The organism is Thermoflexus sp., assembly GCF_034432235.1.
Taxonomy (GTDB): Bacteria; Chloroflexota; Anaerolineae; order Thermoflexales; family Thermoflexaceae; genus Thermoflexus.
The window spans coordinates 1-11,575 of record NZ_DAOUCJ010000006.1 but is presented as its reverse complement, the minus strand read 5'-3'; the positions used below and the strand labels follow the sequence as shown (position 1 = coordinate 11,575).

At 62.9% G+C, this 11,575-nt stretch carries 13 protein-coding genes; 9 read left to right on the top strand and 4 right to left on the bottom strand.

What is annotated here, in order from left to right:
- The 3 genes from VAE54_RS01290 to VAE54_RS01280 all read right to left on the bottom strand — a co-directional run.
- Positions 1-759 (bottom strand): PstS family phosphate ABC transporter substrate-binding protein (locus VAE54_RS01290; protein ID WP_322800117.1); only part of this gene is annotated, 759 nt, incomplete at its 3' end.
- A 116-nt stretch (positions 760-875) separates the two neighbouring features.
- Positions 876-1,217, bottom strand: a complete 342-nt coding sequence (locus VAE54_RS01285; protein ID WP_322800116.1) for a hypothetical protein — start codon at positions 1,215-1,217, stop codon at positions 876-878.
- A 137-nt stretch (positions 1,218-1,354) separates the two neighbouring features.
- Complete coding sequence (locus VAE54_RS01280; RefSeq protein ID WP_322800115.1) at positions 1,355-1,528, bottom strand: hypothetical protein; 174 nt, start codon at positions 1,526-1,528, stop codon at positions 1,355-1,357.
- A 446-nt stretch (positions 1,529-1,974) separates the two neighbouring features.
- Here VAE54_RS01280 and VAE54_RS01275 point away from each other — a divergent pair, with 446 nt between their 5' ends.
- The 8 genes from VAE54_RS01275 (at position 1,975) to VAE54_RS01240 (ending at position 9,031) form a co-directional block, all read left to right on the top strand.
- Positions 1,975-2,334, top strand: a complete 360-nt coding sequence (locus VAE54_RS01275) for a TraR/DksA family transcriptional regulator (RefSeq protein ID WP_322800114.1) — start codon at positions 1,975-1,977, stop codon at positions 2,332-2,334.
- A gap of 48 nt (positions 2,335-2,382) precedes the next feature.
- Positions 2,383-2,895 (top strand): signal peptidase II, encoded by a 513-nt coding sequence (lspA, locus tag VAE54_RS01270; protein WP_322800113.1) that lies wholly within the window; start codon positions 2,383-2,385, stop codon positions 2,893-2,895.
- Positions 2,896-2,997: 102 nt separating this feature from the next.
- On the top strand, positions 2,998-4,050 hold the full coding sequence (locus VAE54_RS01265) for an ATP-binding cassette domain-containing protein (protein ID WP_322800112.1): 1,053 nt from the start codon (positions 2,998-3,000) through the stop codon (positions 4,048-4,050).
- A gap of 114 nt (positions 4,051-4,164) precedes the next feature.
- Positions 4,165-5,010: an ABC transporter permease gene (locus VAE54_RS01260; protein WP_322800111.1), complete on the top strand. Its 846-nt coding sequence runs from the start codon at positions 4,165-4,167 to the stop codon at positions 5,008-5,010.
- A gap of 47 nt (positions 5,011-5,057) precedes the next feature.
- Positions 5,058-6,077 (top strand): AIR synthase family protein, encoded by a 1,020-nt coding sequence (locus VAE54_RS01255; RefSeq protein ID WP_322800110.1) that lies wholly within the window; start codon positions 5,058-5,060, stop codon positions 6,075-6,077.
- A 555-nt stretch (positions 6,078-6,632) separates the two neighbouring features.
- Complete coding sequence (locus VAE54_RS01250; protein WP_322800109.1) at positions 6,633-7,700, top strand: L,D-transpeptidase; 1,068 nt, start codon at positions 6,633-6,635, stop codon at positions 7,698-7,700.
- Between the two features lie 161 nt (positions 7,701-7,861).
- On the top strand, positions 7,862-8,176 hold the full coding sequence (locus VAE54_RS01245) for a DUF2442 domain-containing protein (protein ID WP_322800108.1): 315 nt from the start codon (positions 7,862-7,864) through the stop codon (positions 8,174-8,176).
- Between the two features lie 291 nt (positions 8,177-8,467).
- On the top strand, positions 8,468-9,031 hold the full coding sequence (locus VAE54_RS01240; protein ID WP_322800107.1) for a hypothetical protein: 564 nt from the start codon (positions 8,468-8,470) through the stop codon (positions 9,029-9,031).
- A gap of 4 nt (positions 9,032-9,035) precedes the next feature.
- On the opposite strand, the gene VAE54_RS01235 is transcribed toward VAE54_RS01240, so the two are convergent.
- Positions 9,036-10,730, bottom strand: coding sequence for a glycoside hydrolase family 57 protein (locus VAE54_RS01235; RefSeq protein WP_322800106.1), 1,695 nt, complete (start codon positions 10,728-10,730; stop codon positions 9,036-9,038).
- Positions 10,731-10,762: 32 nt separating this feature from the next.
- On the opposite strand from VAE54_RS01235, the gene VAE54_RS01230 reads away from it, so the two are divergent.
- Positions 10,763-11,575, top strand: an 813-nt coding sequence (locus tag VAE54_RS01230; RefSeq protein WP_322800105.1) for a c-type cytochrome, incomplete at its 3' end; no start/stop codon positions are given.

The window sequence follows — 11,575 nt, the reverse complement described above, 5'->3', positions numbered from 1 at the left end:
GCTATCGATGGCCACCAGCTTCACCTTTCCTGGGTTTTCGATATAATAAGCGAACCCAATGTACCCCAGGGCGTATTTATCGCTCGCCACCCCCTGAACCACCACGTTCGTGTCTACGCTGGCGGTGTAATCCCCGCGGCTGGCTTTCGGTTTGCCTACAATGGCCTCGGTGAAATAATCAAAGGAGCCGCTATCCGTGCTCCGGCCGAAGAGATTCAACGGCGCATCCGGCCACTCCGGCCGCACCTGATTCCAGCGGGTGATCCTCCCCTGCGCTTCCGGTTCCCAGATCTTCTTTAGCTCCGCTACTGTCATGCAGGCTGCCCAGTCATTTTGCGGATTGACCACCACGGAGAGGGCATCATAAGCCACCGGAAGCTCGATATATTCGATGCCGTTCCTGGCGCAGCTATCCATCTCGGCTTTCGAGATGGGTCGCGAAGCATTGGATATGTCTATCTCTCCGTTGCAGAACTTTTTGAAGCCGCCGCCTGTTCCGCTCACTCCCACCACTACCTTCACACCCGGATTGGCCTTCTGAAACTCCTCGCTTACCGCTTCGGTGATGGGGTAGACCGTGGAGGAGCCATCGATTTTGATCTCCCCACTCAGCTGTAGAGCCGGGGTAGCCGTGGTTTTGATTTCCCCACCTGACGGGGAAGCCGGCGGAGCCGCCGTTGGCGTGGCGGCGGGCTGGCACGCCGCCGTGACCAGCGCGAACCCGAACATCCACGCAGCGAGGGCAGAACGCAGATTCATGACCTTCCTCCTCCTGTCCAGGATTGGGTTCCTCGGGAAAACGAGGCTTTCCCCCTTCGTTTTCCCGCCTCAGGCCACCCGAGAGCGGCCTGAGACGGAGAAACGACCAGAGACTTCTATCCGGCCCTCCGGGCCCGCGCCGACCGCTTCGCCCGGACGCTGATCGAGCGAAGCTCCAGGGGGACGCGCTGTTCCTCCAGGAACCGACGAAGGACATCGCTCTCCGGAAGGCTGAGCAATACCTGACGCTCTGCTCGCCGCAGAAGGATATGGCAGTAAGGCCGCCACCCCTCCTCTCGATAAACGTAAACAGGCGGCTCGATGATCCAGCCCTCATCCAGGGCGAATCGCAGATCCGCCAGCTCCGCATAACCGGGATACAGGCCCTCCGCGGAACGACGCAGCGCGCTCCAGAAGCTCAGGCACTCTGAACCCTCATCCGCGATTTGCACTGGCATGATTGCCCTCCTGTCCCGTACCTCACATGGCATCTCTCAGCCTTCCAGCCTGTTGATTCACAGCGCAGGCTTTCGAAGGATCCGCGTATGCACTCTGGGGATCGCCTCCCCGAGCGCACGGGCGGTGAAGCCTGGCGTCACGCCGCCATGCGCCAAGCCCGCCATTCCCGACGCAGCGCCTCCAGGCGTTCCATCTCCGCCAGCAGGCCCCGGAGACGGATCCCCTCCTCGTCTTCCCCTTCCCGGACCAGACGGGTGAGCTCCTCCCGGAGCCGTTGAAGCCGCTCGTCTATCTCCATAATGGTCTCCATGCGATCCTCCCTCGGCTCAGGTTCACCCTCATCTTAATGAAACTTCCTGCGAGAGAGGTGAAGCGTTCTTTCGGGTTTCCCGAAAGATGGGTTAAATCTTTTTCACAACAGAGGAGCGCTGTCGGCCCTCCGGCCTCCTGAAGGTCCAGGGGGCCTGGGGAAGGTCATCCCGCCTCCCGGAATGGGCGCCTCAGGGCGTAAGTCCATGTCCGTGCTGGGTCCTGGCTCTTCAACTATCCGGTTCAGATTTCAGATGACAAGACCTTCACCACGTTTTACAATCTGAATGGGAGCTGCTGGCCTCAAGGCAACGCCCTGTCGAGTTATATGTCGAGTTATATATTTAAGGAATACACTGGGCGGCTCGAATGGGAGAGCATGGACAGGCGCCTGAATGCAGGCCAGCTCCGGCGTTGTCTGAAGTTCCGCCAGAGAGGAGGCGGGCGATGGCCGTTCCATTTGATCGGTTCCGCCGGGTGCTCGAGGAAGAGCGGGTTCGATTAAAAGAAGAGCTGGCCCGACTGGATGCCCGCGCGCCGGAGGGGATCGGTTACCATGATCACATGGCCGATGACGCTACAGATGTGCTGGATCAAACGACCCGGGCTGCGTTACGCCGCCATCTGGAAATCCGCCTTCAGGAAGTGGAAGCAGCGATCCAGCGGATGGAGGAGGGCACATATGGGATCTGCCAGGCATGTGGCCGGCCGATCGATATCGCCCGCCTGAAGGCCATCCCTTTCGCGGCCCTCTGTCTGGACTGTCAATCCAAACGGGAGCGCGGATCTGGCGAGGCCTTCCGATAGGGCTTGTGAAATGCGGGGACACGACCTCAATCGGTGGAGGCGCTGGCTATGGGACGCCGCTGGATCATAGGCGCTGTCGCCTTTTCCACGCTGGCTGCTGATCAGCTGAGCAAGGCGTGGGTGCGGGGGAACCTGGCCCTGTATGAATCCTGGGCCCCCATCCCGGCCCTGGCCCGCTACTTCACCTTCACTCACGTCACGAACACCGGCATCGCCTTCGGCCTGTTCCGGGAATGGGGATCGGTCCTCATCGCGGTCGCGGTGGTGGTGATCGCCTTCCTGCTCCTCTACACCCGGCAGCTGGCGACAGCGGGGTGGCCGGTTCAGATCGCCGTGGGCCTTCAACTGGGAGGAGCGTTTGGAAACCTGATCGACCGGATCCGGTTCGGATCCGTCACGGATTTCCTGGATTTCAAGTTCTGGCCAGTCTTCAATCTGGCAGACAGTGCGATCGTGGTGGGGATGCTACTGCTGCTGGCCTTCATGGGAGCCGAGGAACGCGCCCAGCCCCATCCGCCGGTTTCCTCCCCCTCCGATGATCCCCAGCAGGGATCTGGATAACCCGTCATCATGACCTTATCGCCGCGACAGCGGAGGATCACAACCAGAACTCCCCTCGGTCAGGCCAACTCGCCATCCGGATCTTCTTCCGAGCAACCTGGGATGCTGGCGGTCGAAGTCTATCGGCTCCACAAATACTACAAGGCGCACCATAAGGCGCCAGGGTTGCTGGGATCCCTGACGGCGTTCTTCCGCCGCCGCTATCGGGTGATCCGCGCGGTGGAGGATGTCTCGTTCACCATCGAACCGGGGGAGATCGTAGGCTTTCTCGGCCCGAACGGGGCAGGCAAAACCACCACCTTGAAGATCCTGGCAGGCCTCCTCCACCCCACCGCCGGCGAGGTCCGGGTGCTGGGGTTCATCCCCCAGCGCCGGGAGCGGGCCTTCCTGCGTCAGATCACGCTGGTGATGGGCCAGAAGCAACAGCTGCTGTGGGACCTGCCGGCCATCGAGACTTTTCTGCTCAACCAGGCGGTCTACGGGATCCCGGAGGCGGAGTTCCGACGCACGCTGGATGAGCTGGCCGAGCTGCTGGATCTGGAGGGATTGCTCACCAAACAGGTGCGCAAGCTCAGCCTGGGAGAGCGCATGAAATGCGAGCTGGCCGCCGCCCTTCTTCATCGACCGCGGGTGCTGTTCCTGGACGAGCCCACCATCGGCCTCGATGTGACCATGCAGGCCCGGATTCGGGATTTCATCCGGGAGTATAACCGCCGGACCGGAGCCACGGTTCTGCTCACCAGCCATTATATGGCCGATGTGGCCGCCCTGTGCCGGCGGGTGCTGGTGATTCATCGAGGCCATCTGCTCTATGATGGAGATCTGGAAGCGCTGGCGGAGCGGGTGACGCCCTATCGCATCGTGCGGGTGACTATGGCGCGGCCTCTTCCCCTAAGCGCCCTCTCCCCTTTTGGCGAGGTGCTGAGCCTGAACTCCCACCGGGCTGAACTCCGGGTCCCCCGGGCTCGAACCGCGGAGATCGCCGCGGCGCTGCTCACGGCGTTGCCGGTAACCGACCTGGCCATCGAGGAGCCTCCCGTGGAGGAAGTCATCCGGAGGGTTTTCGCCGAGGCGGTGGAACGGGAACCCAGGCGGGCGGCCCGCTGGCCGGAGCCAGGAGAAGAGGAAGAGCCCAAAGGGTATGCGGAGGGTTGATCCGGACCCAGGGGCCCAGCCCCTCTATCCTCATCCCTCCCAGCACGGAAGAGCAGCGGCCCCATCCCGTTGATCGTTCGACTTCACCCGGCTCGGATTGGAGCGATCCGCACCATGGCGATCCCGCAGCATCCGACCCGGATTTCGGAAAGTGTCGCCGCGATCCGCGCGACCCTGCGCGCTTATCCCACGCTGCTGCGGATTTACTGGGCCCGGACCCTGGAATATCGGGTGCAGATCCTCATCTGGATCCTCTCCGGGGCCGTGCCGCTGGTGATGCTCGCCGTCTGGCTCTCCATGGCCCGGGAAGGGCCGATCGGCTCCTTCGACGCGGGGACCTTCGTGGGATACTACCTGTCCGCCATCTTCCTGCGCCGGATGACTGGGGTATGGATCGTCTGGGATCTGAACCGGGATATCCGGACGGGAGGGTTGAGCGCCCGGCTGCTGCGGCCCCTTCATCCCCTGCATTACGACCTGGCCCGGACGCTGGCCTCCCGCCCGATCCAGGCCCTGCTGGTTGGCCCCCCCATCGCTTTAGCCCTCTATCTGTATCCAGGCTCTCAGCTCGATCTCACGCCCATCAACCTGCTTCGGGTCGCTGCCGCCACATTCCTGGCCCTGTTGCTGGAATTCTTCTTTCAATATGCGATCGGCCTCACCGCTTTCTGGACCTCGCAGGCGGTGGCCTTTCATGAAGTTTGGTTCTTCATCAAGGCACTGGGGTCCGGGTATGTGATTCCCCTGGCCCTGATGCCACAAGGGATCCAGCAACTGCTGCGCTGGACTCCCTTCCCTCTCATGCTGTCATTTCCGCTGGAGATGCTGCTGGGGCGGCTCCCGCCGGACCGTATTGCTCAGGGCTTCATGGCCCAGGGACTCTGGTTGACCTTCGCAGTCAGCCTGGTTGTTCTGCTCTGGCGGCTGGGGATCCGGCGCTACGAGGCCTTTGGAGCCTGAAGGCAGCGGGGCCGTGGGCAAAAAGCGGGAGAGGAGGATAGACAACGATGTCCGAGATCTTCCCAGTAGGAAAGCTTCCCCTGGAGCTTATGCGGCGCCTGCTGGATTTCCCGATCCCGGATCCCCGGGTATGGCTTGGGCCAGGGATCGGTTTGGACGCGGCGGTAGTCGATATGGGGGATCGCTGTCTGGTGGTCAAGGCGGATCCTATCACATTCGCCACCGATGCGATCGGGTGGTATGCCGTTCAGATCAACGCCAACGATATCGCGACCACCGGCGCCCTCCCCCGCTGGATGGTGGCCATCCTCCTCCTGCCGGAAGGACGCACCGATGTGGAGCTGGTCGAGCGGATCTTCCAGCAGCTTCGCTCCGCCTGTGAGGCGATCGGGGTCACATTGATCGGTGGCCACAGCGAGGTCACTTATGGTCTGGACCGGCCGATCATCGCCGGATTTATGCTGGGGGAAGTGCCTCCGGATCGCCTGATCACCCCGCGGGGCGCCCGGGCTGGGGATCCGGTGATCCTGAGCAAACCGATCGCCATTGAGGGCACCTCCGTGATCGCCCGGGAGAAGCGCGCGGAGCTGTTGCCGATCTTCGGGGAAGCGTTCCTCGAGCGCTGCGCCGATTTCCTTTACAATCCCGGGATCAGCGTGCTGGAGGATGCGCAGATCGCCCTGAGGGCGGGTCGGGTGCACGCGATGCATGATCCGACGGAGGGAGGATTGGCCACCGGGCTCTGGGAACTGGCCCAGGCCGCCGGCCTCGGGATCCGGGTGGACCACGAGGCCGTGCCGATCTATCCGGAGACCCGGACCCTGTGCCAGCACTATGGACTGGATCCATGGGGCCTGCTGGCTTCCGGTTCGCTCCTCATCGTCGCTCCACCCGAAGATGCGCCGGCGATCCGGGACGCGCTGATCGCGGCCGGGCGCCCGGCCGCGATCATCGGGGAGCTCCAGCCTGTGGAGGAAGGGGCCTGGATCGAACGCGCCGGCCGACGCGAACCCCTCCAGCCTTTCCCCCGGGATGAGCTGGCTCGACTCTTCGAGGGATCACCCTGAGTTCACGCCATTATAAACCGGAAGCGTGGCAGGAGCCGCTTCAGCGGCGACGGGAAGGCGGACGCCTGAGGCGATGGCGCCTCGAAAGGTCGATTTTCCGGCTCGCCCAGAAAGGCGGCTGGGGAAACCGCTCCGTGATATGGGGCTGGACAGCCGCCTTCGACGGCCTGCCCGGCCTCCCACGTCTCTTTTCTCCTGCAGGCCTCTCGGGAAAAACCCGCAGGAATGGATGGCGCATAGGTTGGGCAGTCATCCATTTCCCATAGGGCAGGCGTCCAGGAACTTTTGGAATTCCCGTTACGTTATAATTAGAGAAAGGTCAACCTTGGGGTCAGAATCCGTTAAACCTCTTCCTCACGCTCCGGGTTGGCTATCGGGCTTATCATGGGTTTGGGAAAGCGTTCGAAGACGCGGCGACTTCAGGAGATTCGCACAGAGACACGAAGATTCGGACGATCTTTATTCATTTTCATTTGTTTTATCCGATGTATCTTCGTGTGAGTTTCCGAACGCTTTCACGGGTTATGCTCAACAAACCATCGGTGGGGAGGACTCATGGTGGCGCTCATCCTGGGATTTTTGGGACTGATCCTTTCCGTGATGGACCGTTGTATTCCTCCTGATGGGGACCCGACGTTCTGCCCCCGCCCGGTTCCCCCGCGAACATCTTCCCCGATCTCCGCCAATGGGAAGGCGGATCCTCCGGGGTCCTATCGGGGCCGGACTGGAACCTCGTCCCAACCGCTGGTTCCTTATATCTATGCCTATGTGCGGGCCCCGGCTCCGACGTATCGTTCACCGGAGGATGCGCTGAGCGGTGGCTCTCCCCGGCGGATCTTCCCCGGGGGCTATGTGTGGGTGAGCGTGCACGGCCGGGTGGAGACGGGCGGGAAAGTCTTCTATCAGATCAATCGAGAGGAATACATCGAGGCCTCGTATCTGGCCTTCGGAGCCCCCTCCAGCTTCCACGGGGTGGCCTTCAGCACCCCGCCCACCCGTCCCTTCGGCTGGATCGTTCAGGCCACCCCGCCTTCCGAGGAGCCGGGCCGGGCGCCGGATCCGAAAGCCCCTGTCCTGCCCCGTTACACCCTGATCACGGTGGAAGAGATCCGTCACATTGGGGATCAGCGATGGTATCGGGTGGGCCCCCATCAGTGGATCCGGGAACAGGCCGTGGGACTGGTGGTTCCCACCCGGCCGCCCGCGGGGATCCCACCGGGTTCAAAGTGGATCGAGGTGAACCTCTACGAGCAAACCCTGGCGGCTTATGAAGGGGATCGGCTGGTCTACGCGACCCTGATCTCATCCGGCCGCGCCCGCACCCCGACTGTCACTGGCCTCTTCCGGATCCAGGTGAAGGCCCGAACCACACTGATGGATGGAGACATCTTCGGTTACTACTACCTGGAAGATGTGCCGTGGACCATGTTCTTCTATCAGGGTTACGCCCTTCACGGGGCTTACTGGCATGATCGCTTCGGCTTCCCGCAAAGCCGGGGTTGTGTGAACCTTGCGCCCATCGACGCCCGCTGGCTGTTCGAGTGGGCGGAACCTTATGGGGATGCGCCTTTCGTGCGGGCCACCCCCGACAACCCGGGCACCTGGGTCTGGGTGCATGATTGATGCATGGACAGCGCGGGCTTGCAAACACCGTCGAAGTCCGTGAGCCGAACCTTTATCTTCGGCGGCCAACACGGCCGCTGATACCCGGCGTTAGGCACTGGAGCGTCCGGTGTGCTACAATGAAAGAACAGAACATCTAACCGTGCTTCGGGAGCGGTGGGATGAGTTCTGTGGTCATTACAGTAGCATTGCCTAAAATTATGCAGGTTCGAGTGACAGAGGACACCCTCAGTGTGGATCTGGAGGATGGGCGTACCATCTCGGTGCCGCTGAGCTGGTATCCGCGTTTGATCTACGCCACACCGGAAGAGCGGCAGAATTTTCGGATTGCAGGGGCTGGTTATGGTATTCACTGGCCGGACCTGGATGAAGATATTGGGGTAGAGGGTCTGCTCTTCGGGAAACGTTCTACCGAAAGCCCGGAATCTCTGGCAAAATGGTTAGCGGCTCGCCACCAAAAGCACACGCTCAAATAGCGCCTGACCATGCGTGCAGCAGATCCGCTCTACCTCTCTACCTCGGCCTTCGGCCTCGGCTCCGCCGACCGCGGACGCCTGCGTTAGGTGGAGCCCTTGGAGTCGCGAGGGCACCTTGGGCCATCCGCTCACCCGATCGGGGGGAAGTTAGCGGCGGAATGTTCGGGGCAAAGGTCAGGCTGCTTTTCGCCGATCACTGCAAGGAAGGGCGAGGGATTCTCCAGAGCCATCCCGCCATGGAATCTCTCAGGAAACGATGAAGGGCGCCACCTGTTTCGGGAAAGGTCCCATATGGTTCCCCTGGAGCTGATCTATCTCTTTGCGGGCGGGGCGCTGATCGTGGGCCTCCTGCTGGGCCTATCCTTAGGGCTTGCCCTTCGGGGAGGAAGCGGTTCGCCCAGGGCTGGAGCGCCGCCGCCCCCGAGAACGGAGACGGGCATCGCGCTGGTTAGAGACCCGGATGGAACCTGGTGGGTGAAAGTCGGAAAACAACGCTACCGGCATCTGCGGGAGATCCACGATCATCAGGCGGCGATGCTGGTCCTGGAGGCCCTTCGAGCGATCCGGGGGATGACCGAAGGCTCCGCGGCGCTTCCCCTGCCTGCCCCCGGGATCTCCCCCTCGGTCCCGGCCCTGGCCGAGCAGCTGGATGCCATCCTTCAAGAACTCCTCCAGCATCACCCCGAGCTCCCCTACCGGGCGGTTCGCTTCGAGACGCTGCCGGACGGCACCCTGGGCATCACGGTGGGCGGGCAGCGCTACGGCCGATTAGAGGAGGTGCCGGATCCTAACCTCCGGGCCCTCCTGCAGGAGGTCATCCGGCGGTGGTCGGAAGGAGCAAAGCCCGCGGCCTGAGATCTCATGCGGATCCCTCGTCCACCGCTGGCCTCCACCAGCGATAATCCAGATCGGGGAACACCCGGTCCAGCTCCCAGTATTCCTCCGCCAGATCCTCATCCGGGCGCCCCGCCTCGATGGAGCGGCAGAGGGCCTCAAATCGCTCCAGGTGGGTCGTAAAGCGCTCGATGGCGTAAGCCCGGGCCTGGCCGGTGGTCACCAGGAAGGGCCAGTCGCTGGCCTGGAGTAAAAGCAACTCCCGGGCCGCCTGATTCAGGACCTTCCGGGTTGCCCTGTCGGCCTCTAAATGCCGGGCGGCCAGCTGTTCCATCCGGGCCTCCGCCTCGTGGATCGGCTCCCACATCCAGTGGGTCTCCGGGTTGTCCCAGGTCCAGTGCCCGCCTCCCAGCCCCCAGCTGGATTCCGGGAGGATCAGCACCTCGCTGGGCGGATACGCCTCCACATACGCCCGGGCGGTGGTCAGCCAGACTTCCTCGCTTTCCGCCAGACGCCGCAGGACCTCCCGGATCCAATCCACGCCTTCGAACCACCAGTGGCCAAATAGCTCCGCATCGTAATTCGAGGCGATCAGACCGATCTGCCCGGTCTCCCGATGGAATTCCCGTAGGAGATCATGCACCAGATCCACGAAGTGCCGGGCATGCTGGTCCACCTTGTGAGCTGCCCACTCCGGATAGTAGTAATCCTTCTCCCCCAGATCGACTTTCCCGGTCACCCGCCAGTATTGCAGCCCAGATCGCCCGTCCTTCTTGTGAAATTCCCGATAATCGAAATCCCCTGGATACCCCCAGTCGGCCGACCACACCTGCATCCCGGTCCGGTTGTTGCGAGCCACCACGGCCACGCCCGAATGCGCCGCCCCTGGCGCATCCGTGCGGGCCACGTAATACGGCCGATAGGTGGTCCCCCGCGCCGGTTCCACGGTTTCAAAGGGGATCACATAATGTCGCACGATCTGACCATAGGGTCCGATGGCGTCCCCCGCCGCCTTGCCCACGGGTCGTCCCCCTTCCACCGCATGGGTTTCCGCGAAGAACAGACGGAGCCCTTCCCGGGCGAGGAAGAGCTCGAGGCCCGGCCGGATGGTCCCATCGGGCAGGCGATAGGCCGGCCGGTAGGCGCACTCGGGGAGCCAGATGGAGAAGGGATCCCTGCCGAAGAACCGCCGGTAGGTCTGCACCCCCACCCGCAATTGTCCCCGGATGGAGGAATCCCGAGAGAGAAGGGGGAGGTAGCCGTGGGTTGCTGCGCTGGTCACCAGCTCCAGAACGCCTGCCTCCTGCAGTTGCCGGAAGGCCCCGATCAGATCCCGCCCGTATCGCCCGGTGAAATGCCGGAGCCGCCGGTCGTAGAACTCCACATAAAAGCGGGCCAGCTCCCGAAGATGGGCGTTCCCTTCCTGCTCGAAGCGTGCCACATCCTGCTCCGCCCGGCCCCGCCGATCGGCGACGTATTCGACGAAATGATCCTGGATCAGAGGATCCGCCAGCTGATCCGCCAGCACCGGAGTGAGGCTGAGGGTCAGGCGAGCAGGGATCCCCTGCGCATGGAGCTCGTAAAGGGCATCCAGGAGCGGAAGGTAAGTCTCGGCGATGGCTTCGTGCAGCCATTCCTCCCCATGCGGCCAGCGCCCCGCTCGACGGCAATAAGGGATATGGGCGTGGAGGACAAATGTGAAGGCTCCGATCCGCTTCATGGACGGGCTCCTCTTTTCACGGGATCCCTTCCATGATAGCTGGAAACCCGGTTGAACTGCAGGAAGGATGGTTGCGTATCAGAAAGTGGAAATCCTCCCATGAGGCTTCAATGAGGCCGGAAGCCATCAGGACGCGCAGAGGATGCATCAGCCGGGGGTTCTGGATAGGATGCCACGGATGGCGTCGCTGGATCCTGCTGGGCGTGATCGGTTGGGCCGGATGTATGAGCGTCCCGAAGCCTCCGACTCCAGGACCGGATCGCGTGGCCTCGCCCCCTTCCCTCTTTCCGACAGCTTCCTCGCCGGCTCCCCCCTCCCCCACGCCTTCCCCCCGAAACATCCCGGCGTCCTTCGCCGCGCTCTGCGAAGGATGCCATCCTCAGGGGGGAACCGTGCCGGGAATCGGTCCCTCGCTGCGAGGCGTCGCCGAGCGACATTCCGCCGATTTCATCCGCCAGCAAATCCGGAGAGGGCGAGGGGATATGCCGGGCTTCCAGGACCGTCTCTCAGAAGGAGAGATGGAGCAGCTGCTGGCCTACCTCCGAACCCTGGAAGGGCCGCCGGCCTTTCATCGGATCCCTTCCCCGCCGGATCCGGCGGCGGTCGCGCGAGGGCGTGCGCTTTTCCGGGAACGATGTGAATCCTGCCATCTGGATGGCGGGCGAAGGCCGGGGGTTGGGCTGGGCTTTGAGCCGCCGGCCCCGATCCTGGTGGATGAGCTGCGGCGGCATACTCCCGTGTTTATCGCCCAGCAGATCCGGGAAGGGGGTGGGCAGATGCCGGCGATCGGGGGAGACCTGACGGATGCGCAGGTGGCGGATCTGATTGCTTATCTGAGCGCATTG